Below are 24,743 nucleotides of genomic sequence, written 5' to 3' on the forward strand. Positions count from 1 at the left end.
ACTGTCACCTTTACGTTAACGTAAGCCTGTGACGAATGGCTGTCAATCACACTTTACGTTAACGTCAACTTGAGCGAGAGTAGAGGCAGTTTCGAGGTTGAAAAACGAACCGTTTGCGTAGGAACAGCTAAGCCTGTCACTGGTAAAGGTTCAACCGTCTCACCCACTAAAAAAGACAATAGGGGTCGTCATGGATCAACACAGTGCTCCCCCACAGCACAGCTACAGCCGTGGTTCACAGGACAAAGCCTTGCTGGCGATGACCATTGGCCAAGCGTTTGATAACACCGTCGCGAAATACCCCCAGGGTGACGCATTGGTGGTACGTCATCAGCAACTTCGCTACAGCTGGGCGCAATTGGCCGAGGCGGTCGATTTACACGCCAGAGCATTACTGGCGCTGGGTTTACAGACGGGGGACCGTCTCGGCATCTGGGCGCCAAACTGTGCGCAGTGGTGCATCAGCCAGTTTGCCAGCGCGAAGATTGGAGTGATTCTGGTCAACATCAATCCGGCCTATCGCAGTTCCGAACTTGAGTACGTGCTGAAGCAGTCCGGCTGCCAATGGCTGGTGTGTGCCGGTTCATTCAAGACGTCCGATTACCACGCCATGCTGCAAGGCCTGGCACCGGAACTGGCCGAGCAATCCATTGGTCGTTTGCACTCTGAGCGCCTGCCGGATTTACGCGGCGTGATCAGCCTCGACGCGCAACCGCCATCAGGCTTTTTGCCGTGGTCGCAACTGGCGGATCTTGGCGCCGGGGTGCCGGTTGAACAGCTCAAGGCACGGCAAAACAGCCTGCATTTCGACCAGGCAGTGAACATTCAATACACCTCGGGCACCACGGGTTTCCCCAAGGGCGCGACCCTCAGTCACTACAACATCCTCAACAACGGTTACATGGTTGGCGAAAGCCTCGGGTTGACCGCCAATGATCGCCTGGTGATCCCGGTGCCGCTGTATCACTGCTTCGGTATGGTCATGGGCAATTTGGGTTGCGTTACTCATGGCAGCACCATGATTTACCCCAACGACGCTTTCGACCCGTTGCTGACGTTGACCACTGTTGCGCAAGAGAAAGCCACTGCGTTGTACGGTGTGCCGACCATGTTCATCGCCCTGCTCGATCAACCGCGCCGTGCAGAGTTCGACCTGTCGACGCTGCGTACCGGGATCATGGCCGGGGCAACGTGCCCGATTGAAGTCATGCGCCGGGTCATCAGCGAGATGCACATGAGCGAAGTGCAGATTGCCTACGGTATGACGGAAACCAGTCCGGTATCGTTACAGACCGGTCCGTCAGACGACCTGGAACTGCGCGTCACCACGGTCGGCCGCACCCAGCCGCAGCTGGAAAGCAAAATCATCGATGAGGCGGGCAATCTAGTGCCCCGTGGGACCATTGGTGAGCTGTGCACCCGCGGTTACAGCGTGATGCTCGGTTACTGGAACAACCCGCAAGGCACGGCTGAGGCGATCGATCAGGCCGGCTGGATGCACACCGGCGATCTGGCGACCATGAACGAAGAGGGTTACGTCCGCATCGCTGGGCGCAACAAGGACATGATCATTCGCGGTGGCGAGAATATTTACCCGCGAGAGCTGGAAGAGTTTTTCTTCACCCATCCGGCGGTAGCTGATGTGCAGATCATCGGCATTCCATGCGAGAAGTACGGTGAGGAGATCGTTGCCTGGATCAAGTTCCATCCGGGCCATAGCGTGAGCGAGCAGGCGCTGCAAACCTGGTGCAAGGAGCGCATCGCGCACTTCAAGACACCGCGTTACTTCAAGTTCGTCGAGGAATTTCCGATGACCGTGACCGGCAAGATCCAGAAATTCCGGATGCGCGAGATCAGTATCGAAGAGCTGAAAGCCAATAAACGCTAACGACAATCCTGTGGGAGCAAGCTCGCTCCCACAGGAGGCGCGGCCAAAACCTGAACGCCAGACAGCACAAAGGGGAGCCGAAGCTCCCCTTTAATTTGTCGTTGCCTGCTCTTTTTTTATTATTAAGGGGCGGTCTGTTGTTGTTTTTGGCAACCGTGACCCTTTACCGCTGTTTTGGGCGACCCCCATCCGGGGTCAAGAGCAAACGTATTTTTTTGAGCGCTGATCTGCTTTTTCGCCAAGCGATCCAACCAGTTCGGGAGCTACCTGAAGGTAGTTTTATTGTTCTCTGCCCGGTTGCGGGTTACTGCAAGCAGCACCCTGAAAAGCACACCTTCTCCAAAAAAATCTGTTAGCTGCGTCTCTGCCGTGTTGTTTTTGTTATGTCAGAGTCGTTACGTCTTATTTTTATTAGGTTTGCTGCTTTTTATTCTTGTTATGCCATAGAGATAGCAGAAGCCATGCCAACTTTTTAAAATCATTTAAAAACAATAACTTAGAATTTTTGCAGGACAAATCGTTCATAAAAATTCAGTCAGGTTGTTTCCGTGTTACTCGTTTTGTTGAGGAGGCGGTAACACCCCCGACACATCACTTCGCGCTACGGGCTTTGGCCACGCGTGAACCGGTGGGGCGGCCGAGGACGTTGCAGATCTGCTGGCCGGCCAGAATCAGTTTTTCCAGGTCGACGCCGGTCTCGATGCCGAGCCCATTGAGCAGGTACAGCACATCTTCGGTGGCAACGTTACCGCTGGCGCCCTTGGCGTATGGGCAGCCGCCCAGGCCGGCGATGGAACTGTCGAACACCGCGATCCCTTCCAGCAGGCTGGCGTAGATGTTGGCCATGGCCTGACCGTAGGTGTCGTGGAAATGCCCGGCCAGTTTGTCCCGCGGCACGTCGGCTGAAACCACGTCGAACATCTTGCGTGTCGCGCCAGCTGTGCCGGTGCCGATGGTGTCGCCGAGGGAGACTTCGTAACAGCCCATGGCGTACAGCTCGCGTGCAACCATGGCGACTTGCTCAGGCGCCACGTCCCCCTCGTAAGGGCAGCCGAGTACACAGGACACGTAACCGCGCACGCTGACCCCGTGTTGCCGGGCGGCGTCCATGATCGGCACGAAGCGCGCCAGGCTTTCGCTGATCGAGCAATTGATGTTGCGTTGCGAGAAGGCTTCGGACGCGGCAGCGAATACCGCGACTTCCTTGACTCCGGCGGCAATCGCGTCTTCGAACCCGCGCAGGTTCGGCGCCAGTGCGCCGTAGGTTACCCCGGGCTTGCGTTGGATCTGCGCGAACACCTCGGCCGAGCCGGCCATTTGCGGTACCCATTTGGGCGATACGAAACTGCCGACTTCTATATAGCCAAGGCCGGCGGCGCTGAGTGCATCGACCAACTGCACCTTGTCCGCAACGCTGATAGGTTGTGCTTCGTTCTGCAAGCCATCGCGTGGACCGACTTCGATCAGGCGTACGTGGGTGGGGAGGGACATGGCAATGGACCTGTTGTGATTGTTTGAATGTTCAGAGAACCTTGTGGGAGCTCGCTCCCACAGTGGATTGCGTAGACTTGCTAAACCGTCTGCTGGTTCTTGATCGTCTGTTCCAGCGCCTGGACACAGCGTTCTTCGGCGGTGTCGAGTTCCAGTTTCATCTGCTCGATGTCCAGCAGTTGCTGCTCAAGCTGTTCACGGCGTTCGGTGATTTTCGCCAGCATGCTGTGCAGCTGTTTCTGATTGCCGCTGGTGGGGTCGTAGAGTTCGATCAGTTCGCGGCATTCGGCCAGGGAAAAACCGATGCGCTTGCCACGCAGGATCAGCTTCAGGCTGACCTTGTCCCGTGGCGAGTAGATACGTTCCTGGCCGCGACGCTCGGGGCTGAGCAGGCCTTGCTCTTCGTAAAAGCGGATGGCGCGGGTGGTGATGTCGAGCTCGCGTGCGAGGTCGGAAATGCTGTAGGTCTGGCTGCTCATGGGCGCACTCGCAAGAAGGTCATGGCGCTAAGCTAATGTCAGGTTGACGTGAACGTCAAGCAGCCTGCGATCTTTTAACCTTCCTCAAGCCAATTGCTTGTCGAGCTTCTTCTCATGCGCCGTCACTTGCTGGCACAACTCGATCATCTGCTCGCGCATCCAGCGGTTGGCCGGGTCCTGGTCGGTGCTTTCATGCCAGTAGAGGTGGGTCTCCACCGGCGGCACATCATTGACCGGCAGATAGAAGGCGTGCAGGTCATGACGCCGGGCAAAACGCTCGGGCACGGTCATCACCATGTCGGTTTGCTGCAACACCTGGGAGGCCATCAGGTAATGCTGCGAGCGCAGGGCGATCTTGCGCTGGATGCCCATTTTGCCCAAGGCCAGGTCGACATGACCCAGGCCGCTGCGGCGGCTGGAAATGTGTATATGGGTCAGTGACAAGTAGTCGTCGAGGCTGAATTTTTCCTTGCTCGCCATCGGATGACCCTTGCGCATGGCGCACACATAACGGTCTTCCATCAACTTGACGTGGCGCACTTGCGGGTCGGTGTTGAGCGGTGCATCGACGGCAAAGTCCAGGCGGCCAGCGGCGAGTTCCTTGGTGGTCTCGCGGCGTTTGGACAGAAAACTCTCGATGATCACCGTCGGCGCCAGACGCCGCAGGCGCTGGAACAGCGGCGGCAGGATCACTGCCTCGGTGAGGTCGGTCATGCTGATGCGGTAGGTCTTGACCGCCTGCAACGGGTTGAAAATCCGGCTTTCCTGCACCGATACGCGCAGCAGCGACAGCGCGTTGCGTACCGGGCCGATGATGTTCTGCGCCATGGGCGTAGGCACCATGCCCTGCGCGGTACGCACGAATAACGGGTCGTTGAAGGTCTCGCGCAGACGGGCCAGAGCGTTCGACACCGCAGGCTGGGTAATGCCGACAATCTGCCCGGCGCGGGTCAGGTTGGCTTCAGTGTAGATCGCGTCAAAGACAATGAAAAGGTTGAGGTCGACCTTGCTTAGATTCATGGCGTTTTGCTCTGGCTCTTGTTATAGGGGCAGGAGGGCTCGATCAGTCGATCATATATCGGTGATGAATGTTAATACACGCCGAGAATAGGCTAGGTAAATTATCAGCGCTGATCTAGCATCGATTCATGACCTCAACAACGTCTTCAACACCTCGTCAAAAAAGGTAGCTGCCCATGGATTTCGCCTATTCCCCCAAGGTCCAGGAACTGCGTGAACGCGTGACTGCGTTCATGGATGCTTACGTTTATCCAGCCGAAGCGGTGTTCGAACGCCAGGTCGCCGAAGGCGATCGCTGGCAGCCGACGGCGATCATGGAGGAGCTGAAAAACAAGGCCAAGGCTGAAGGCTTGTGGAACCTGTTTTTGCCGGAGTCCGAACTGGGCGCCGGTCTGACCAACCTGGAATACGCGCCATTGGCGGAAATCATGGGCCGCTCCTTGCTCGGGCCTGAGCCGTTCAACTGTTCGGCGCCGGACACCGGCAACATGGAAGTGTTGGTGCGCTACGCCAATGAAGAGCAAAAGCAACGCTGGCTGGAGCCGCTGCTGCGCGGCGAGATCCGTTCGGCGTTCGCCATGACCGAGCCGGACGTGGCGTCCTCCGACGCCACCAACATGGCTGCCCGTGCGGTGCGTGATGGTGACGAGTGGGTGATCAACGGCAAGAAGTGGTGGACCTCCGGCGCATGCGATCCACGCTGCAAAATCCTGATTTTCATGGGCCTGAGCAATCCAGACGCACCGCGTCACCAGCAGCACTCGATGATCCTGGTGCCGGTGGATGCTCCTGGCGTGAAGATTGTTCGTCCGCTGCCCGTGTTCGGTTACGACGACGCGCCTCACGGTCACGCTGAAGTGCTGTTCGAGAACGTCCGCGTACCTTATGAGAACGTGCTGCTGGGTGAGGGTCGTGGATTTGAAATCGCCCAGGGGCGCCTTGGCCCAGGCCGGATTCACCACTGCATGCGCTCGATCGGCATGGCGGAGCGGGCACTGGAATTGATGTGCAAGCGCTCGATCAACCGCACCGCCTTCGGCAAACCGCTGGCACGCTTGGGCGGCAATATCGACAAGATCGCTGACTCGCGGATGGAAATCGACATGGCGCGGCTGCTGACTCTCAAAGCCGCCTACATGATGGACACCGTGGGCAACAAAGTGGCGAAAAGCGAAATCGCCCAGATCAAGGTGGTGGCGCCGAACGTGGCCTTGAAGGTCATCGACCGGGCGATTCAGATCCACGGTGGCGCGGGTGTCTCCAACGATTTCCCGCTGGCCTACATGTACGCCATGCAACGTACGTTGCGTCTGGCCGACGGCCCCGACGAAGTGCATCGCGCAGCGATCGGCAAGTTTGAAATCGGCAAATACGTGCCGAATGAAATGCTGCACAGCGGGCACTAAGTCCCGGCGCTGTACCTCACCCGTAAACACAGTGCTGCTGCGTTTACGGGTGAGTGCATTGGCAATCATCCCTCACATCGACAGCGCTTTCACCTCGCGGCCAAACCGCTCCCGATACACCGACGGCGGCAGCCCGACCACGCTGCGGAACGCCACGCGGAAACTCTCCACCGAACGGTAACCACATTGCAGCGCGATGGACTCGGTGTTGTGGGCGCTGCTTTCCAGCAGTTCCCGGGCGCGTGCCAGTCGTTGTTGTTGCAGCCAGGATTTGGGTGAGGCACCGGTGGCTTCGCTGAATCGCCGTAAAAACGTTCGCTCGCTCATGGCCGCCTGGCTCGCCAGTTCGCGTACGCCCAGCGGTTCATGCAGGCGTTCGCGGGCCCATTGCATGACGAGTGACAAATCGCTGCGGGGTGTGCGGCTGACGGGGGCGGGAATGAACTGCGCCTGGCCGCCGGTACGTTGCGGCGACATGACCAAGCGGCGTGCCACCGAGTTGGCGACCTGGGTGCCGAAGTCCCGCGCCACCAGGTGCAGGCACGCGTCAATGCCGGCGGCGCTGCCGGCGGAGGTAATCACCTGGCCCGCGTCGACGTACAGCACGTCGGGGTCGACCAGAATGTTAGGGAAGCGCTCGGCCAGTTCCTCGGTATAACGCCAGTGAGTCGTCGCGCTCAGCCCGTCGAGCAACCCCGTGGCCGCGAGTACAAACACCCCGGAACAGATCGACAGCAGCCGCGCACCTCGGGCGTGGGCTTGGCGCAAAGCGCAAAGTAGCGCTTGCGGCACCGGCTCACTGCGGCTGCGCCAGCCGGGAATGATGATGGTTCGTGCGGTGTCCAGCAGCTCCATGCCTCCGTCGGCCAAAACCTGAATGCCGCCCATGGCGTGCATCGGTCCCTGATCGACGCCGACGATCCGGTGTTGGTACCAGGCAAAGTTGAACTCCGGCCGCGCCAGCCCGAAGATCTCCACGGCAATCCCGAACTCGAAGGTGCAGAGACCGTCGTAGGCCAGAATCGCAACTAATCCGGGTTCGGTGTGCATTTGGCGGAAAATTCCCAGTGAGTGTCTTGTGCGCCACTGTAGTGGTATCGGCGAGTTGGATACAGTCCTCTCACGCCTACACACGCTTTGGAGAGCACCCCATGACCAGTCTGGTTCGCGACATTCCTGCCGCCCCATCCGCCGTTGCCCTGATGCATTTCAGCAATCGCCTGACCTTTGAAACCGACTGTTCCGACGTCTTTGGCAGCCAACAGGCCGGTGATGTGGACTTCGTTTTGGTGGATGTGCGGGGGTCACTGGCTTTCGAGCGCGGTCATGTGCCGGGTGCGATCAACATTCCTGGGCGCTTGATCAGCGCCGAGGTACTGGCGGCTTACCCGAAAAACACGCTGTTCGTGGTGTATTGCGCCGGTCCGCACTGCAACGGCGCGAACAAGGCTGCGGTGAAGCTCGCGGCGCTGGAATACCCGGTCAAGGAAATGATCGGCGGAGTAACCGGATGGCTGGATGAAGGCTTTGAACTGAGCCGCGCGGTTGAACGGCCGGCCAGTGCGGCAATCGGTTGCGAGTGCTGATCACGACACGTGGTCGAGTCAGCTCTTGTGGCGAGGGAGCTTGCTCCCGCTCGATCGCGAAGCGGTCGCAATAAAGTTGATGCGTTTATCCCGAGAGAACGCACTGACAGGTTTACGACTGCTTCGCAGCCGAGCGGGAGCAAGCTCCCTCGCCACAGGGGGGATTGCTAGGCCCTGGGCGTGGCTGCGTGCCACTCATCCAGCGTCGCCTGCAACCAGTCGAACACCAGGCGGTAAGCGGCGTTGTCGTTCTGATCGCGGGGCAGCGGGGATTCTTCGCCGAAGTGGGCGTTGAGCAGTGCGACCGACTCGGCGTTCCATTCCGGATGAAACTGCAATCCCACGCGGGTCGAGCTGACGGCGTACATCTGCTGCTCACACTGGACGCTGCTGGCCAGCAAGCGGGCGTCTGGCGGCAGATCAATTGCATCCTCATGCCATTCCAATACGTTCAGTGCGCGCCCATCGGCGAACGTAACCGTGGTCCAGCCGGTTTCGGTCCGGGCCATCCGCCGCACATTTCCGCCCAGGCTCAGGGCCAGCAATTGCGCGCCCAGGCAAATGGCGAACACCGGTGCACCCTGTGCGATGCTTGCCGCCAGCCACTTACGCTCTTCTGCCAGCCACTGCGGACCTGCGCTGGCCTCGTAAGGCCCGCCCAGAATGATCACCGGCGCAGCGCCTGCGGGCGGGAGCTGGCCAAGGTCCGCGCGAAACACCTTCAGCGTCAGCCCGCGGGACTCGGCCCAGTCATCGATAGCGCCCGGCCCTTCGGCGGGGTGATGCTGGATCAGGTTCAACGAGGTCGATTGCTCGGGCATGGCGTGGCTCTCTGGTGGCGGAGGGGGGATGGTCGGTTTTTTCCGTCGGAACGTGCGGCATCTTGACTGAAAGCCAGGCGTTTCTGAAGGCTGTTGCACCGCGTTGGCGCAGGCTATTACTGCGGGAAACACCTTGGCTTATTTTTTATAACTATTTGTCGCATCAACACAATTTGCATCCTGAGTGCAACTCTAGACTGCCGGCCACTTCGATTTTTACCAGCCACAAGCTACTAATCGAATGCTGCCAATAAGAGTCTCCGCACACAGGAGTTATAAATGAAGAAGCTAGTGATGTTCGGTGCTCTGGCACTGTCCGTATTGTCCCTGTCGGCCGTAGCCGAAGATGCCAAACCGATCCGTCTGGGGATCGAAGCCGGCTACCCACCGTTCTCGTTCAAGACACCTGAAGGCAAACTCAGCGGCTTTGACGTGGACATCGGCGATGCGCTGTGTGAGCAGATGAAGGTCAAATGTACCTGGGTCGAGCAAGAATTCGACGGCCTGATCCCGGCACTCAAGGTCAAGAAAATCGACGCGATCCTGTCGTCCATGACCATCACCGACGACCGCATGAAGAACGTCGACTTCACGATCAAGTACTACCACACCCCGGCACGTTTCGTGATGAAGGAAGGTAGCGCCATCAAGGACCCGCTGACCGAACTCAAGGGCAAGAAAGTCGGTGTGCTGCGCGCCAGTACCCACGACCGCTTCGCCACTGAAGTGCTGGTGCCGGCCGGGATTAACCTGGTGCGCTACGGCTCCCAGCAGGAAGCCAACCTGGACATGACCTCCGGCCGCCTCGACGCGATGCTGGCTGACTCGGTCAACCTCGACGACGGCTTCCTGAAAACCGACGCCGGCAAAGGCTTCGCGTTCGTTGGCCCGGAATACGAAGACGCCAAGTACTTCGGCGGTGGTGCCGGTATTGCCGTGCGCAAAGGCGATAAAGAGCTGGCGGACAAATTCAACACCGCCATCAACGAAATCCGCGCCAACGGCAAGTACAAGCAAGTGCAGGACAAGTACTTCAAGTTCGACGTTTACGGCAAGTAATTTCACCGTTCAAAAAGGTGGCTATCGTTGACGCGGTGGCCACCTTTTTTATTCAATTTTCGATTTACTCTGACTGACACATTTCTGTAGGTGTTGCCACAGGCTGCGATCTTTTCAGATCAATACATCGCAGCCGTCGGCAGCTCTTACGAAGCTCAACACAGGAGCCTGCCATGCAACGTATCGACCATCAACTGCCCTGGAGCCACCTCGGTACCGAGCGTAGCCTCAGTGTGTTTCGTTTTGGCGCGGGTTCGCGCAAGGTCTACATTCAGGCCAGCCTGCACGCCGATGAACTGCCGGGCATGCGCACGGCCTGGGAGCTGAAGAAGCGTCTCACCGCACTCGAAGCCCAGGGCCAGCTCAACGGCGTTATCGAACTGGTGCCGGTGGCCAACCCGATCGGCCTGGACCAGCATCTGCAAAGTGCCCACATGGGCCGTTTCGAGCTGGGCAGCGGGAAGAATTTCAACCGGGCGTTCTACGAACTCAGCGGCCCGGTGGGGGAGTTGATCGGTTCGCAGTTGGGCAACGACGCCGAGACCAACATCGCATTGATCCGTCAGACAATGGGTCAGGTCCTCGACCGGTTGCCGGCCCCGGTTTCACAGCTGGAAGCCCTGCACCGGTTGCTGCTGCGGCATGCCTGTGAGGCTGAGATCACCCTGGATCTGCATTGCGATTTCGAGGCGGCTATCCATCTTTATGCGCTGCCGCAACACTGGCCGCGGTGGCAGTCTCTGGCGGCGCGGTTGAAGGCCGGTGTGGCGTTGTTGTGCGAAGACTCCGGTGGCAGTTCGTTCGATGAGTCCTGTTCGTCGCCGTGGTTGCGGTTGGCCAAGGCATTTCCAGAGGCGGCGATTCCGCCAGCCAACCTGGCGACGACGCTGGAGCTGGGGAGCATGGGCGACACACGGGTTGATCAGGCTCAAGCCAATTGCGAGGCGATTCTCGGGTTTCTGGCAGAGCAGGGTTTTATTGCCGGGCAGTGGCCGCAAGCGCCGGGCGAGTGCTGTGAGGGGATGCCGCTCGAGGGGACGGAGTATCTGTTTGCCCCGCATCACGGGGTGGTGAGTTTTCTGCGTGAGGCGGGGGAGTGGGTCGAGAAGGGCGATGCGTTGTTTGAGGTGGTCGATCCGTTGAGTGATCGGGTGACGGTGGTGTGTGCCGGGACCAGCGGGGTGTTGTTTGCGCTGGATCGCGGGCGGTATACGCAGCCGGGAATCTGGCAGGCGAAGGTGGCGGGGCGGGAAGCGATTCGGGTTGGGAAACTGGTCAACGATTGAGTCTGGTCTGGCCGCCTCATCTCCTGTGGGAGCCGAGCTTGCTCACGATGTCAGCCTGACAGCCGGCCCATCTCCCGCAGATGTACACCAATCCACTGTGGGAGCGAGCCTGAACTGGCCTAATGATTTTGGACACTTCAATCGGGCGCTATGATGGCGCCCAAATCTGAGGTGTTAGGCTCTGGCGCGAATTTGCCGTATTCGAGGGAAGGTCCATGTTCCGTTTTTTTGCTGTGTTGATGTTGATGGTGTCTTCCGTTGCCCATGCGGCGCTCAACGATGACTTGCCGTTGCCGTACCTTGAGCATTCCAACCCTGACTCGCGCCATCAGCCGTTGGTGATCTTTCTCCATGGTTCTGGCAGTAACGAAGAGGACCTGTTCGACATCAAGGATGAGCTGCCGACGCAGTACACGTACCTGTCGGTGCGGGCGCCGCAGGCGGTGGAGGCGGACAGTTATCAGTGGTTTCGCAAGAAGGGCGAAGGCGCTTATGACGGTGATACCGATGACCTGAATAGCAGCAGCGCGCTGATTGTCGATTTCGTGGCACAGGCGGCGAAGAAGTATCACACCGAGACCGACAAGGTGTTTCTGGTGGGGTTCAGCCAGGGCGCGATCATGTCGTATGAAGTTGCCTTGCGTCATCCCGAGACGGTGCGCGGGATTGCGGCGTTGAGCGGCAAGGTTTTGCCAGTGTTGAGGTCGCAGCTCAAGGCTGACAAGGCGCTTGAGCCGTTGGCGATTTTCATCGGTCACGGGACGGCCGATCTGAAACTGCCCTACAGCGACGGCAGCGAGGCTAACAGCCTGTTGCAGAGCATTGCGCTCACGCCTGAATTTCATGCCTATCCGGGCATCGGCCACACCATCAGTGCGACCGAAATGCGTGATTTGAACGCCTGGTTGCTGCGGGTCAATCAGTAGCCTGAAGGCTTATTTATCGCCAAGGATCTGTTTGACCAGTGCCGCATGCCCGGCCTTGTCGTCGGCGCGGGAGATGATCTGGATCAGCATCATGCGCGTGCCAGAGCCGGCCAGCAGGCTGGTGTCGAGCGTCAGACCGCCGCCCTGGGTGGCGGTGCTGTCGATCTGGCGCAGGCCCAGGCCTTTGACGGTCAGACTTTTCTCGCTTTGCTTGTTGAAGTCTGGCAAGGCTTCGCGTTGCTGAGTGGCGAAACCGGACACTGACTCGTCCAGAAACGCAGCGTCGTTGTCTTTGACGTTCAGGCCATTGGGCAAGGTATTTTCAGCAATGATCAGTACGGTTTTGCTCGCCTGATTGGTGTACATGGTGCCCGTTGCGCCAGCGGTGCCCTTGGCGGCATCACCACCAGGCAGTGGGTTGGCGATAAAGCCCTGGGGCAAGGTGAAAGCGAACTTCCCGCCCAGCGCCGAGATTTTTTGCGCGGGTGCGGTTTTCGCGGCCGGTTGCTTGGCAGCATAAACGCTCACGGCAGCGAAACTGGTGACCGCTGCCAGGATCAGGACAACGGCTTTCTTACTCAACGACATGCAAACTCTCCGGGGTGATCGCGCAGTGGCGGCGATCATCCCACGGCCAACCTTGGTCACTCCAGCGCGATCTCGAATCAGGGCACGAGAGGCGACGTGAGGTCATGTGAGCCGCGAGCATGGGGGCGAAGATCCTCGTCCGGCACGATCAGTTGGGCGTTCGCCGGCTAGCGTGGCTGCGGGTTGGTTGCCCCGATCGTCACTTCAGGCGTTAGCCCCGTGTTTTGTTACGCCATTTCAGGCTTGGGCACGCAGATCGCAATCGCCGGTCATGGTCGCGAGTGCATCGTCTACCCTAAAGGGTGAGCGAGGGCCGCCTGTCACGTCATCGGAACCGGTTTTCAATGTGCGGTCATTGCTTCAGGCGCGGCACTGGTGCCGCCTCTGGACGACCACACGCATGGAGTCAGTTAGATGAAAGCAACGACCTGCGCCTGCCCCAACTGCAACTGTAAACTGGGTGAGCACTCTATCGTCCGCCACGGTAAACATTATTGCTGCGAGGGTTGCGCCAAGCATCATGAACACGGCGAAGCCTGCACCTCGGCGGGTTGCCAATGCGCCAAGGGGGCTCACGGCTGAAAACTTCTGCCTGAACGTGGAGCCGTTTGTGCTCCACGTTGAGCGGGTGTGTCAACTGGCGGCAATCGCGGTGCCTCGTTACCATGAGGCCTTCTCCCTTTTTCACGATCCCGCCCATGGCCCTTGCCGCTCCGCCTGATCTCAGCGACACCGATGTGCCGGTGCAGCCGTTGGCGCGCACCTATCCGCGTGGTTTGTATATAGAGCCGCACGAGCATGTCTGGGGTCAGTTGCTGTATGCGATGAGCGGGGTGATGTGGGTCGAGACACCCGCTGAAGCATTGGTCGTGCCGCCGCAACGCGCGGTCTGGTTGCCACCGGGGGTGGTGCACGGGATTCGTGTGGTCTCGGACCTGCAGATGCGCAATATCTACCTGCGCCCCGCGTTGGCCGCGACGCTGGACAGCAGCGTTCAGGTGATCGAGGTCGGCGGTTTACTGCGCGAGTTGATTCTCGGGTTGGTGGCGCAGGGTGACAGTGGGCCGGCGGATTACTACGAGGCGCTGGTGAGGTTGGCCTTGCTGGAGCTGAAACGGGCGAAACGTTCGCTGTTGAAGATTCCCATGCCGGACAACGCCGAGCGGCGGCTGGTCAATCTCTGTCAGGCGGTCATGGCCGCACCGTCGCTGGACATCCCCTTTGAGCAGCATGCGGAAAATGCCGGCGCCAGCGTGCGCACCCTGGCGCGGTTGTTCAAGGATGGGTTGGGCATGGGCTTTGCCGAGTGGCGGCGTCAGGTGCAATTGGCGATCGCAGTCGCCGAGCTGATCCAGGGCGTGCCGGTCAGCACCATCGCCCGTGAACTGGGCTATTCGCCGAGCAGCTTCAGCGACATGTTTCGCCGCGAACTGGGTGTTCCACCCTCGCAATTCGCCCGCGAAGGCGATTTCAGTTCAGCTCCGTAGCAGGGCATTTGGCCGAAATCCTGAAGTACTTGGCCGATCGCTTTGGCGACCATTCTCTAGACTCTGTGTATCCCCAATTACACGGAGTTCAGCATGAACTACCTCATTTCACTGGCTATTGGTCTTGGCGTCGGCCTGCTCTACGGCGCGCTGGATTTTCGTTCGCCCGCGCCACCGGCCATTGCGTTGGTGGGGTTGCTGGGCATGTTGGCCGGCGAACAACTGTGGCCGATGGGGCGGCAGATGGTCGCTGGCTGGATCTCCTGAAATCCCTTCATTTGTCAGATGGAAATTCCCATGAAAGCACTGCAATTCGATAAAACCGGTGATCTGTCGGCCCTGCGTTACGTTGAGGTTCCGACCCCGGTTCCGGGCGCCAACGAGGTGTTGGTGCAGATCAAGGCTGCGGGCCTGAATCCCAGCGACGTGAAGAACGTGCTCGGACGTTTTCCCTACACCACGCTGCCACGGATTCCTGGCCGCGACTTCGCCGGCGTGGTGATTGAAGGGCCGCAGGCGCTGATCGGTCAGGAAGTCTGGGGCACGGGCCGCGAGTTGGGTTTTTTCGCCGATGGCTCCCATGCGCAATACGTGAAGCTGCCCGCCAAGGGCGTCGCCCTCAAACCGACGCATTTGAGCTTTGCCCAGGCGGCCAGCCTTGGCGTGCCATACACCACGGCATGGGATGCGCTGGAACGCAGCCTGGTGACCGCGCAAACCCGATTACTGGTGATCGGTGGTGGCGCGGTGGGTAGCGCGGCGCTGGCGCTGGGAAAAATTCGCAGTGCCCAGGTGTTAGCGGCGGCGCGACGTCCCGAGCAGGTCAAGGCCTTGCAGGCCCAGGGCTTTAACACGATCCTACTGGAAACTCCGGAAGCGCTCAGCGCTCAGGTCAATGCGATTTTCACGGGCGGTGCCGACGTGATTTTCGACACCACCGGTTTTTGGCTGCCAGCGGCGGTAGCGGCGTTGGCGACCTTTGGCCGCATCGCAATCATCGCCGCACCGGTCGACGGCCTGGTACAGCTGCCGGCGCTGGCGCTGTATCGCCGTGGCGGTTCGGTGGTCGGGATCAACTCGTTGTTGTACGGCGTCGAAGCCTGCGCGGCGATGCTTGAGCAGTTTGGTCGGTTCTTCGATGACGGGTTGTTGCCACTGCCGGAAGGGCTGGTGGAGTCGCCACTGGCCGAGGGGCTTGAGCGTTATGCCGAGGTGAATCAGGGCAGCGGCGACAAGGTGATTTTGTTGCCTTGATCAACCAGTAAAACGGTGTTGGTGGCTTTTGCGACTGCTGCGCAGCCGATCGCGGGCAAGCCACGCGCCCACAAGATCTACGCAATACCTGTGGGAGCGTGGCTTGCCCGCGATCGATGTCATCCAAGACAACGCAGATTTACACCTCAGGCACACCGTTCTCCCACGCCGACCAGTTTTTCAGAATCTCCTGCACCAGCGGGTTGCCGGCGCGGAAGAGGTTTTCCAGGGCCGGCACAAAACCGCCCTGATCGGTGTACTTGAGCAGGTTGTCGACTTCGCTGTAACCCGGATAAGGACGGTCGAAGTGGGAACCGGCGCGCACCACCGCCAGGCGCTGGATATCCGCCAGGCCTTCACGGCTGGCGCGCAGCAGCGCTTCATACGTCGAGCTGTCTTCCTGCTGAGTCGTGCAGTAAACGCCTTGGTTGGCCGTTAACAAACGGGTCCAGACTTCGGCGCGATCGGGGCTTCTACCGCCCCAAAGTCGAAGTTGGTGAAGCCGATGTAAGTCAGTAACGCGCCATTGCTGAAGCGGTCGATGGGCACGATGTACTTCAGCTGGGCACGATAACCGTCCTACGAGTAATCATTGCTGGCGCCGTAGTTCTCCCACGGATAACGCCTGTAGAAGTTGGCCGACAGGTTGATCCGCGAATGGGTGTCGATGTCGGTGCCCAGGCCACTGTAAAGCGTGTTTGCTCGAAAGCGGGGCAGGCTTTGTCAGCGCTTGCGTCGTGCTCTGTTAGAATTGTTGAACTTGAATTCCAGAGGTGCCCCCATGAGCGAGCCGATTCGCCTGACCCAGTACAGCCACGGCGCAGGTTGTGGCTGCAAGATTTCACCTCAGGTGCTGGAGGTGATTCTGGCCGGTAGCGGCGCGCAGAATCTCGACCCAAAACTCTGGGTGGGTAATGCATCGCGCGACGATGCGGCGGTGTATGCCATCGACGATGAGCGTGGCGTGGTGTCGACCACCGACTTCTTTATGCCGATTGTCGATGATCCGTTCGATTTCGGTCGCATCGCCGCCACCAATGCCATCAGCGATATCTACGCGATGGGCGGCGATCCGTTGATGGCGATCGCGATCCTTGGCTGGCCGGTCAACGTGCTGGCGCCAGAGATTGCCCGGGAAGTGATTCGCGGCGGCCGTTCGATCTGCGATGAGGCGGGTATCCCATTGGCCGGCGGGCATTCGATCGATGCGCCGGAGCCGATCTTCGGCCTGGCGGTCACCGGGCTGGTGCAAAAGCGCCACATGAAGCGCAACGACACTGCTACCGCCGGTTGCTTGCTGTACCTCACCAAACCCTTGGGCATCGGCATCCTCACCACCGCCGAAAAGAAGGGCAAACTGCGCGCCAGCGACGTCGGCCTGGCCCGTGACTGGATGTGCACACTGAACAAACCCGGTAGCCGTTTCGGCAAGCTCGACGGCGTGACGGCAATGACCGACGTCACCGGTTTCGGATTGCTGGGGCATCTGGTGGAAATGGCCGATGGCAGCGGTGTGACCGCGCGTATTGATTACGACCGCGTGCCACGTCTGCCGGGCGTCGAGTACTACCTCGATCAAGGCTGTGTGCCGGGCGGTACTCTGCGTAATTTCGACAGCTACGCCAATAAGGTTGGACGCATACAGGAACTGCACAAGCGCGTGCTGTGCGATCCACAGACCAGCGGTGGTTTGCTGGTTGCCGTGACACCCGAGGGCAACGGGCAGTTTCTCGCTGTTGCCGCTGAACTGGGCCTGAACCTGACGCCGATCGGTGAACTGGTTGAGCGACAGAGCAACGCGGTAGAGGTGATTTGATGCTTATCGATTTCACTGATTACCGCGACATCTTCCTCAACGACCGGCCGATGATGGATGTCCGCGCGCCAGTCGAGTTCACCAAGGGTTCGTTCCCGGGGGTGATCAACCTGCCGCTGATGACGGACAATGAGCGCCAGCGGGTCGGCACTTGCTACAAACAGCACGGTCAGCAGGCCGCCATTGTGCTCGGGCATCAGTTGGTCTCGGGCGAGATCAAGGCGGCGCGCATCCAGGCCTGGGCTGATTTTGCCCGGGCCAATCCCGACGGTTACCTGTATTGCTTTCGCGGCGGTTTACGTTCGCAGATCGTCCAGCAATGGCTCAAGGACGAGGCAGGCATCGACTACCCTCGTGTCGGTGGCGGCTACAAGGCGATGCGGACTTTCCTGCTGGAAACGGTCGACCAGGCGGTCGAGCAGTGCGACTTCGTCTTGCTCGGCGGCATGACCGGCACCGGCAAAACCGATGTTCTCACCCGTTTGAGCAATGGTCTGGACCTTGAAGGTTATGCCAATCATCGTGGTTCCAGCTTTGGCAAGCGTGCGACCGGTCAGCCCGCTAACATCGACTTCGAGAACCGCCTGGCGGTGGACGTGCTGAAAAAGCGTGCCCGTGGCATTGAACAATTCGTGCTCGAAGATGAAAGCCGTATGGTTGGCAGTTGTGCCTTGCCGCTGCCGCTGTATCAGGGCATGCAACGGTTTCCGATGGTCTGGCTCGAAGACAGCCTGCAGGACCGGGTCGAGCGGATTCTGCGCGATTACGTGGTGAACCTCTGCGCGGAATTCATCGCTGTACATGGCGACGAGGGGGTCGCACAGTTTTCCGAGCGTTTGCTGGCAAGCCTCAACAACATCAGCAAGCGCCTGGGTGGCGAGCGTCATCAGCGGATGTTCGATCTGATGGAGGCCGCGTTGGCCGAGCAGGCACGCAGCGGTGCAGTGGACTTGCACCGTGGCTGGATCGAAGGCTTGTTGAACGAGTATTACGACCCGATGTATGCCTTCCAGCGCGAGAAGAAAGGTGCCCGAATCGAGTTTGTGGGCGAGGAGGCTGCGGTGCTTGAGTACTTGCGTGAGCGCGGTAACCGTTAAGATCGAGACGCGGGCGCTGGTTAACCAGCGCCTGCAATCCCCTTTAGAGCACCAATGCGCCGATCAGCCCGCAGATCACGCCAACCAGCATGGTCAGCACAGCCACGGTCACCAGCACCCGGGTATCGAAATCCTTGCGCAGCATCAGCAGCGAAGGCAGGCTGATGCTCGGCAAGGTCATGAGTAGCGCCACGGCCGGTGCGGTGCCCAAACCCAGGGTCATCATGGTTTGCACGATGGGGATTTCCGCGGCGGTGGGGATCATGAACAGTGTGCCGACGATGGCCAGCGGTATCAGCCATAGCAAGCTGTTGGCCATCGCGCCGTCAACGTGCGGGAACAGCCAGACCCGGGCGGCGCCCAGAATCAGTACTGCCAGCACGTAGATCGGAATAGTGGTCCAGAACAGTTGCCACAAGGTCCGCGCCCAGCGGCTCAGAAAGGGTTGTGCATCGGTTGTGCGGGTCGCTTCGGCCACCGCTTCCAGCGCCGCCTCCGGCATGTAATCGGGTCGCGAGATGCGTTGGGCGACCAACGAAACACCCAGCACCAGCACAATTCCCGCCACCAGCCGCAGTGCGGTAAAGCCCCAGCCGAGTACGAAACCCATGAACACCAGCGTTGCCGGGTTGAGTACCGGGTTGGCAATCCAGAACGCCAACGCCGCCCCCACCGAGACGTTCTGACGGCGCATGCCGGACACCACGGGCGCGGCGCAGCAGGTGCACATCATGCCTGGCAAGGCGAACAAACCGCCGCGCAAGGTCGAAGCAAAACCGGCACGGCCGAACAAGCGCAGCAGCCAGTCTCGCGGAATCAATACCTGCAGCAGCGAACCCAGGATCACCGCCAGTACGGCCGCTTTCCAGATCGCCAGGAAGTACACCTTGGCGTACACCAGTGCAGCGGCGAGCGGTGAGGTTTGTTCATCGTTGAGGATGGAGGCGCCGATGCTGTGGCTGTCGGCAGCCACGAATGCCTTGAGGTAGTAGGGCGACCACTTGACGTAGTAGAGGCCGATACAGGCAACCAGCAGGAACAGGGCGGGTTTCCACCAGAGCGCCAGGCCCCGGTTGGGGACCGCTAAGGAGTTGGACATACAGAGGCTCCGGACAATAAGGACAGTGGGGCATCATACTCCAGTGCAGTCTAGTCCAGAGGCTCGGATAACGGTGGGTACAAGCCGATGCGTTATGTCGGACACGTCTGCGGGCCATTGCTCAGCCCTTGTTTGTAGCTATGGCTGAGCAAGGTGACCTTGCCGTTGTGCCAGGTCAGAGTCAGTACGTACAGCGAGTCGAAATCGTTGGATGGCCAATCGTCGAGAAGGCGGCGTTTTTCACCGGTGGCCTCTTTAGCCACCTTGTTGATCAACTCCGGCAGATAGCCGTGGGACCAGGCCGTGTAGATGATCGAGTTGTGGTACTTGTCGTGAACCAACTCGCCTGCCAGTTCGCTGATGTCGTTGGCCGAAAACTCGATGTTTACCGGCAGCCCGAGTTTGATCGCGGTGGGGCTGATTGTCAGCAGCGGTCGGAGGTAGCTGTAGGAGTTGTCGAACTCGCCTTCCACGACGTTGCGCGTCGGATTGGCAGCAAACACATAATTGGCCTTGCCGAACTTCTCTGGCAGTAGCTCTGCCAGTTTGATCGCACGGTTCAGACCCTGGCAGTTCAGCTGGCCTAGACCTGCGGCGGGTTTTTCTGCGTGACGTAAAAACACCAGGGTCTGGGTGCCGTCAGCCTGTTGGGCGCGGTTCTCACGGGCTTCCAGCGCCAGGAACAGGGCGCAGGCCATGAGCAAGGCCGCACAGAACACCAAGGTGCGTGGTTTCAGGTTTTTAACAAGGTTAAGGTGCTTTTTCATTAAGTTATTATTCTTCAGCGCATTCGTTTAAGGCTGACAAAACATCACATTGGGAGCGCGCGGCTTCAAGTGCTTTTCATGTCGTGGGGTCGATTCGTCTAACGCAAGGGCAGCGTTGGAGTCCACTGGCGCCCTTTGGTTCGATTCGAATCGGCGTGCGTTACTCTATCTGCAGGACCGGGCTGGCTGGCACGAAGGTTATTGACAGAATGTTTCTGATTTAGCCTGCGCCGGCCAGCACCGTTCCTATAATCTAGCCGCCGTAAAGGCCTGACTTGTGCTGTGACCAAGGCCCACCGTCTGCCATTCAATTGTCACTGGATGTTCACCATGACCGAGTTGTCTGCATTCCCGATCACCGAAAAATGGCCTGCGCAGTTTCCCGAGTGGATACAGCTCTATTCGTTGCCGACACCCAACGGCGTCAAAGTCTCGATCATGCTCGAAGAAACCGGTTTGCCTTACGAGCCGCACCGGGTGGGTTTCGACACCAATGATCAGCTGTCCCCAGCATTTTTGTCGCTGAACCCGAACAACAAGATTCCGGCGATCCTGGACCCCCACGGGCCAGGTGATCAGCCACTGGCGTTGTTCGAGTCCGGGGCGATTCTGATCTACCTCGCCGACAAAAGCGGGCAACTGCTGGCGCAGGAGTCGGCCGCACGTTACGAGACAATTCAGTGGTTGATGTTCCAGATGGGCGGCATCGGACCGATGTTTGGCCAACTGGGCTTTTTTCATAGATTTGCCGGCAAGGAGTACGAGGACAAGCGCCCGCGTGATCGTTACGTCGACGAGAGCAAGCGTTTGCTGAAAGTGCTCGACGGCCGCCTGGAAGGCCGCGACTGGATCATGGGCGAGCGTTACACCATTGCCGATATCGCGACGTTCCCGTGGGTACGCAATCTGATCGGTTTCTATGAAGCAGGGGACCTGGTCGGGATCAACAATTTCCCGAATGTATTGCGCGTGCTGGATCGCTTCCTGGCGCGGCCGGCAGTGATTCGCGGGCTGGAAATTCCCAAATAACGGCAAACAATGCCACATCCCTAGATGTAATTACGCTTAAGGAAGAGCAATGCCTCGATTTGACTTTAAACAAGTAGACGTCTTCAGCCGTATTGCATTGAAGGGCAACCCGTTGGCCGTGGTCTTGGGTGCCGACGAGCTGAGTGACGAACGCATGGCGGCGTTTGCGACCTGGACCAACCTCAGCGAAACCACTTTCTTGCTGGAACCAGGCGATTCGCGGGCTGATTATCGGGTCCGAATCTTCACCACCTTGCAGGAACTGCCATTTGCTGGTCATCCGACCCTGGGCAGTTGTCATGCCTGGCTGGAGGCGGGCGGCATTCCAAAGGGGGAGGAAATCATTCAGGAGTGTGGCGTTGGCCTGGTGCGCATCCGCCGCCGTGGCACCGACCTTGCGTTCCTCGCGCCACCGTTGCTCAAGTCCGGCCCGCTGGACGCGGCACTGGTGGAGCGGGTGCGCCTTGGGCTCGGCCTGGAAGCCGGCGCGATTATTCGGGCTCAATGGGTTGATAACGGTGCTGGCTGGTTGGCCGTGATGCTCGCTGAGCGTGAGCAAGTGCTGGCGTTGCAGCCCGACCATTCGCAGATGCTCGGGCTGGCGGTCGGCGTCATTGCGCCGTGGCACCCTGAACGTGATGGCGACGAGGCCCAGTTTGAGGTGCGCGCGTTCATTTCCGGGGACGGCATGCCCGAAGATCCGGCCACCGGCAGCTTGAATGCCGGCGTTGCCCAATGGTTGTTGGCCGAGGGGTTTGCACCGGATGCTTACGTGGTCAGCCAGGGCCTGACCATGGGCCGCGCCGGGAGAATTCAGGTCGAACGGATCGGTCCTGACATCTGGATCGGCGGCTCGGTCGTGACCTGTATCGACGGCAGCTTGAATCTGTAACGCTGGCGAGTTTTTTAACCGTTGCTCGCCGCCAAACTGTTACCGAATCGGAAACAAATTGTTCCGCAACTTACGTTTGTGTTGATGGGGGAGAGGGGCATAAGCTTCTTTCCTTTATGACTTTTGTCTTGTCCAGGCCGTTGGCCTCCTGTCAGGAAACCCCATGTCCAGCCAATTCCCCGAAGCCCGTCCACGCCGTTTGCGCCGTAATCCGCAGTTGCGCAGCCTGTTTCAGGAAACCGAGTTCACCCTTAATGACCTGGTGCTGCCGATCTTTGTCGAAGAAGAAATCGACGATTTCGTGCCGATTACCAGCATGCCTGGCGTGCGGCGGATTCCAGAGTCGAAGCTGGCAGGCGAAATCGAGCGCTATGCGCGGGCGGGTATCAAGTCGGTGATGACGTTCGGGGTCTCCCATCACTTGGATGGCAGCGGCAGCGACACCTGGAATGAAAACGGTCTGGTGTCGCGCATGGCGCGAATCTGCAAGGACGCGGTGCCGGAGATGATCGTGATGTCCGACACCTGTTTTTGCGAGTACACCGATCATGGTCATTGTGGGGTGATGCATGCGGGGGAAGTCGATAACGACAAGACCCTGATCAACCTCGGCAAGCAAGCCGTCGCCGCTGCACGGGCCGGGGCGGACGTGATTGCGCCTTCAGCGGCAATGGACGGGCAGGTCCAGGCTATTCGCCGGGCGCTCGACGAAGCCGGCTTCAGCCAGACGTCGATCATGGCCTATTCGACCAAGTTTGCCTCGGCACTCTACGGTCCGTTCCGTGAAGCCGGCGGCAGTGCGCTCAAAGGCGATCGTAAAAGTTACCAGATGAACCCGATGAACCGCCGTGAGGCGGTGCGCGAATCGTTGCTCGATGAGCAGGAAGGCGCCGATGCGCTGATGGTCAAGCCGGCCGGTGCGTATCTGGACATCATTCGTGATATCCGCGAAGCGTCGCGTTTGCCGTTGGCGGCTTATCAGGTGAGTGGCGAATACGCGATGATCAAGTTCGGTGCCGCCGCCGGTGCGATCGATGAGGACCGCGTAGTGCGCGAGAGCCTGGGGGCGATCAAGCGGGCGGGCGCGGACCTGATCTTCACCTACTTTGCGATGGACCTGGCGTTGAGCGGAATCTAAGCCGCCGAGCGTGCCGTTGTTACCAGAGGAACGGTTTGATCCCGTGGTCCCGGAAGTAACGCTCGATGACTTTCGGGTCGGCGGACAGGTCGGCGACGGCCACATAACTGTCGGGCCTTAATAGATAGAAGCCATTGCGCGCCAGCCCGACGGCTTCGTGGGTCGGATGCCAGTCGAAAACGTGCAGCGCCAGGTGATGCTCGGCGCACCAGGCAAGCATTTCTTCGCTGGTGTCGCCGTACACGTGAACCTGCCAGTTGAGGCTTGTCAGACTGTCGAAATTATCGGTCTCGCGGTCATGTGCCCAAGGCAAGCGGTCACCGCCGAAAACATGGCCCGCGTGGCCTTCGCTCAGAGGCATCCCGCGATAATTCAGGGTGATTTGCGACACCGTACGAAACAGATACTCGCGCGCCAATTCAAAGGAGACCATTTTTGGCAGCAGGAACGGTGCAATGCGGGTGCGTATCACGTCGGCCATTGCGCCTTCGGCGGAGACGAAATTGAACACCCGGTCGGTGGTTGCCACCAGTCGCCGGGCAAAGGCCATGCGTTCGACTTCATAACTGTCGAGCAATTTGTCGTTGGCTGCTCCATTAAGAACGGCGGCGAGTTTCCAGGCGAGGTTGATCGCATCGCCAATACCGGTGTTCATGCCCTGGCCGCCGGCGGGGCTGTGCACATGGGCGGCGTCACCGAGCAAAAAGGCACGCCCGAAGCGGAAGGTGTCTGCTACCCGGTGATGGACCCGGTAGGTCGAAAACCAGTTGACCTTGCGTACCTGAACTTTCAAGTGATCGATGGCTCGGCTACTGATGTCTTCAAATTTGAGGGTTTCAGCCTGTTCCGCGCGTTCATCGCGCACCGTTCCGATCAATCGTGCACGGCCTTCGCCGGCCAGCGGAAAAACCGCCAGAAAGTCGGCTTCATCCAGATCCACATGCAGTTCACCATTGAGCGCCGGACCTGAGGCTTCGACGTCGGCGACATAAAACACTTGCTGGTAGGTCCCGCCGGGAAAGCCGATGTCGAGTGCCTTGCGCACGGTAGAACGAGCGCCGTCACAACCCGCCAGGTAGCAGGTCTGACAGGTATGTTCCTGCCCGTCGGGCAGGAGCAGCTGTGCGGTGATGCTACCGCCATGCTCGCTGAAACCGATCAGCTCGGTGTCGCGCTCGACCACCACGCCTAACTGCTCCAGCCGTTCGATCAACAATCGCTCATGCTGGTCCTGCGGGAACATTTCCAGGAACGAGTAGGGGGTCAGGTCCTTGCCGATGTCCTCGAACGGTAACCGCGCCACGGGTTCGCCTTTGACCCACAGATTGACTGCCGGTACTTTGTGGCCGTTCTGCACCACGGCTTGGCTGAGGTCGAGCTGGCGGTACAACTCCAGCGTACGAGCCTGAACCGCCAGGGCGCGAGACGTGGTGCCGGGTGCGCTGGTCTTGTCGAGGATGCGTACCCGGATGCCAAGCTTGCTGAGCCAAAGCGCGAGGACCAGTCCTGTGGGACCGGCGCCAATGATCAGTACATCACTGCGGTTCATGTCGTTGCCCTCGGTCGAGAGTCCCGCTGAACAGGGGTGTATCCAGTTTAGATCCGATAGACCTA

General features: G+C 59.5%; 24 protein-coding genes and 2 pseudogenes. 15 read left to right on the plus strand and 11 right to left on the minus strand.

Features of this window, described 5'->3' with window-relative positions; genetic code table 11:
* Positions 1-190: 190 nt before the first annotated feature.
* On the plus strand, positions 191-1,888 hold the full coding sequence (locus HK44_RS04590) for an AMP-binding protein (protein WP_019689593.1): 1,698 nt from the start codon (positions 191-193) through the stop codon (positions 1,886-1,888).
* Positions 1,889-2,479: 591 nt separating this feature from the next.
* Here the strand turns inward: HK44_RS04590 and HK44_RS04595 are convergent.
* The 3 genes from HK44_RS04595 to HK44_RS04605 all read right to left on the minus strand — a co-directional run bounded on the left by HK44_RS04595 (position 2,480) and on the right by HK44_RS04605 (position 4,878).
* Complete coding sequence (locus HK44_RS04595) at positions 2,480-3,379, minus strand: hydroxymethylglutaryl-CoA lyase (protein ID WP_019689594.1); 900 nt, start codon at positions 3,377-3,379, stop codon at positions 2,480-2,482.
* An 80-nt stretch (positions 3,380-3,459) separates the two neighbouring features.
* On the minus strand, positions 3,460-3,858 hold the full coding sequence (locus tag HK44_RS04600; RefSeq protein ID WP_019689595.1) for a MerR family transcriptional regulator: 399 nt from the start codon (positions 3,856-3,858) through the stop codon (positions 3,460-3,462).
* Between the two features lie 84 nt (positions 3,859-3,942).
* Complete coding sequence (locus HK44_RS04605) at positions 3,943-4,878, minus strand: LysR family transcriptional regulator (protein ID WP_019689596.1); 936 nt, start codon at positions 4,876-4,878, stop codon at positions 3,943-3,945.
* A 176-nt stretch (positions 4,879-5,054) separates the two neighbouring features.
* Between HK44_RS04605 and HK44_RS04610 the strand changes: the two genes are divergently transcribed.
* Positions 5,055-6,284, plus strand: a complete 1,230-nt coding sequence (locus tag HK44_RS04610) for an acyl-CoA dehydrogenase (RefSeq protein WP_019689597.1) — start codon at positions 5,055-5,057, stop codon at positions 6,282-6,284.
* A 72-nt stretch (positions 6,285-6,356) separates the two neighbouring features.
* Here the strand turns inward: HK44_RS04610 and ftrA are convergent, their stop codons facing one another.
* A complete protein-coding gene (gene ftrA, locus HK44_RS04615) occupies positions 6,357-7,334 on the minus strand; it encodes a transcriptional regulator FtrA (protein ID WP_019689598.1) in 978 nt (325 codons plus the stop codon).
* A 101-nt stretch (positions 7,335-7,435) separates the two neighbouring features.
* On the opposite strand from ftrA, the gene HK44_RS04620 reads away from it, so the two are divergent.
* A complete protein-coding gene (locus HK44_RS04620) occupies positions 7,436-7,870 on the plus strand; it encodes a rhodanese-like domain-containing protein (protein WP_019689599.1) in 435 nt (144 codons plus the stop codon).
* A 167-nt stretch (positions 7,871-8,037) separates the two neighbouring features.
* Here HK44_RS04620 and HK44_RS04625 read toward each other — a convergent pair whose 3' ends face one another.
* Positions 8,038-8,691, minus strand: a complete 654-nt coding sequence (locus tag HK44_RS04625; RefSeq protein ID WP_019689600.1) for a type 1 glutamine amidotransferase — start codon at positions 8,689-8,691, stop codon at positions 8,038-8,040.
* A gap of 279 nt (positions 8,692-8,970) precedes the next feature.
* Here HK44_RS04625 and HK44_RS04630 point away from each other — a divergent pair, with 279 nt between their 5' ends.
* From HK44_RS04630 to HK44_RS04640, 3 genes are all read left to right on the plus strand, one after another.
* Entirely contained in the window at positions 8,971-9,750 is a 780-nt protein-coding gene (locus HK44_RS04630; protein ID WP_019689601.1) for an ABC transporter substrate-binding protein, read from the plus strand.
* A 173-nt stretch (positions 9,751-9,923) separates the two neighbouring features.
* Positions 9,924-11,036 (plus strand): succinylglutamate desuccinylase/aspartoacylase family protein, encoded by a 1,113-nt coding sequence (locus HK44_RS04635; protein WP_019689602.1) that lies wholly within the window; start codon positions 9,924-9,926, stop codon positions 11,034-11,036.
* 215 nt (positions 11,037-11,251) lie between these two features.
* Entirely contained in the window at positions 11,252-11,962 is a 711-nt protein-coding gene (locus HK44_RS04640) for an alpha/beta hydrolase (RefSeq protein WP_019689603.1), read from the plus strand.
* Between the two features lie 9 nt (positions 11,963-11,971).
* Here HK44_RS04640 and HK44_RS04645 read toward each other — a convergent pair whose 3' ends face one another.
* The gene (locus tag HK44_RS04645) at positions 11,972-12,550 is read right to left on the minus strand and encodes a hypothetical protein (RefSeq protein ID WP_019689604.1); all 579 of its coding nucleotides are present in this window, start codon (positions 12,548-12,550) and stop codon (positions 11,972-11,974) included.
* 414 nt (positions 12,551-12,964) lie between these two features.
* Between HK44_RS04645 and HK44_RS04650 the strand changes: the two genes are divergently transcribed.
* From HK44_RS04650 to HK44_RS04665, 4 genes are all read left to right on the plus strand, one after another.
* The gene (locus HK44_RS04650; RefSeq protein ID WP_019689605.1) at positions 12,965-13,132 is read left to right on the plus strand and encodes a metallothionein; all 168 of its coding nucleotides are present in this window, start codon (positions 12,965-12,967) and stop codon (positions 13,130-13,132) included.
* 116 nt (positions 13,133-13,248) lie between these two features.
* On the plus strand, positions 13,249-14,037 hold the full coding sequence (locus HK44_RS04655) for an AraC family transcriptional regulator (protein ID WP_019689606.1): 789 nt from the start codon (positions 13,249-13,251) through the stop codon (positions 14,035-14,037).
* 93 nt (positions 14,038-14,130) lie between these two features.
* On the plus strand, positions 14,131-14,304 hold the full coding sequence (locus HK44_RS04660; RefSeq protein WP_019689607.1) for a DUF1427 family protein: 174 nt from the start codon (positions 14,131-14,133) through the stop codon (positions 14,302-14,304).
* Between the two features lie 30 nt (positions 14,305-14,334).
* Entirely contained in the window at positions 14,335-15,291 is a 957-nt protein-coding gene (locus HK44_RS04665) for a quinone oxidoreductase family protein (protein WP_019689608.1), read from the plus strand.
* 139 nt (positions 15,292-15,430) lie between these two features.
* Here the strand turns inward: HK44_RS04665 and HK44_RS04670 are convergent.
* Both HK44_RS04670 and HK44_RS04675 read right to left on the minus strand, forming a co-directional pair.
* Positions 15,431-15,772, minus strand: a pseudogene (locus tag HK44_RS04670) (purine nucleoside permease); the annotation flags it as partial.
* Positions 15,769-15,996 (minus strand): annotated as a pseudogene (locus HK44_RS04675) (outer membrane protein OmpK); the annotation flags it as partial. The pseudogenes HK44_RS04670 and HK44_RS04675, both read right to left, overlap by 4 nt.
* 76 nt (positions 15,997-16,072) lie before the next feature.
* Here HK44_RS04675 and selD point away from each other — a divergent pair.
* Together selD and mnmH are read left to right on the plus strand one after the other, a co-directional pair.
* On the plus strand, positions 16,073-17,107 hold the full coding sequence (gene selD, locus HK44_RS04680; RefSeq protein ID WP_019689610.1) for a selenide, water dikinase SelD: 1,035 nt from the start codon (positions 16,073-16,075) through the stop codon (positions 17,105-17,107).
* Complete coding sequence (gene mnmH / locus HK44_RS04685; RefSeq protein ID WP_019689611.1) at positions 17,107-18,204, plus strand: tRNA 2-selenouridine(34) synthase MnmH; 1,098 nt, start codon at positions 17,107-17,109, stop codon at positions 18,202-18,204. The genes selD and mnmH overlap by 1 nt, the downstream gene beginning before the upstream one ends.
* Positions 18,205-18,247: 43 nt before the next feature.
* On the opposite strand, the gene HK44_RS04690 is transcribed toward mnmH, so the two are convergent.
* Positions 18,248-19,303 carry a permease gene (locus HK44_RS04690; protein WP_019689612.1) on the minus strand — a complete coding sequence of 352 codons (1,056 nt, stop codon included), beginning with the start codon at positions 19,301-19,303 and terminating at the stop codon, positions 18,248-18,250.
* A gap of 92 nt (positions 19,304-19,395) precedes the next feature.
* Entirely contained in the window at positions 19,396-20,070 is a 675-nt protein-coding gene (locus HK44_RS04695; protein WP_019689613.1) for a hypothetical protein, read from the minus strand.
* A gap of 330 nt (positions 20,071-20,400) precedes the next feature.
* Here HK44_RS04695 and HK44_RS04700 point away from each other — a divergent pair, with 330 nt between their 5' ends.
* From HK44_RS04700 to hemB, 3 genes are all read left to right on the plus strand, one after another.
* Positions 20,401-21,099 carry a glutathione binding-like protein gene (locus HK44_RS04700; RefSeq protein ID WP_019689614.1) on the plus strand — a complete coding sequence of 233 codons (699 nt, stop codon included), beginning with the start codon at positions 20,401-20,403 and terminating at the stop codon, positions 21,097-21,099.
* 49 nt (positions 21,100-21,148) lie between these two features.
* Entirely contained in the window at positions 21,149-21,991 is an 843-nt protein-coding gene (locus HK44_RS04705; protein ID WP_019689615.1) for a PhzF family phenazine biosynthesis protein, read from the plus strand.
* Positions 21,992-22,154: 163 nt separating this feature from the next.
* Positions 22,155-23,129 carry a porphobilinogen synthase gene (hemB, locus tag HK44_RS04710; RefSeq protein ID WP_019689616.1) on the plus strand — a complete coding sequence of 325 codons (975 nt, stop codon included), beginning with the start codon at positions 22,155-22,157 and terminating at the stop codon, positions 23,127-23,129.
* Between the two features lie 19 nt (positions 23,130-23,148).
* Here the strand turns inward: hemB and HK44_RS04715 are convergent, their stop codons facing one another.
* Complete coding sequence (locus HK44_RS04715) at positions 23,149-24,678, minus strand: FAD-dependent oxidoreductase (protein WP_019689617.1); 1,530 nt, start codon at positions 24,676-24,678, stop codon at positions 23,149-23,151.
* Between the last annotated feature and the right edge of the window lie 65 nt (positions 24,679-24,743).

This window comes from Pseudomonas fluorescens HK44, assembly GCF_000217955.3.
GTDB lineage: Bacteria > Pseudomonadota > Gammaproteobacteria > Pseudomonadales > Pseudomonadaceae > Aquipseudomonas > Aquipseudomonas fluorescens_AQ.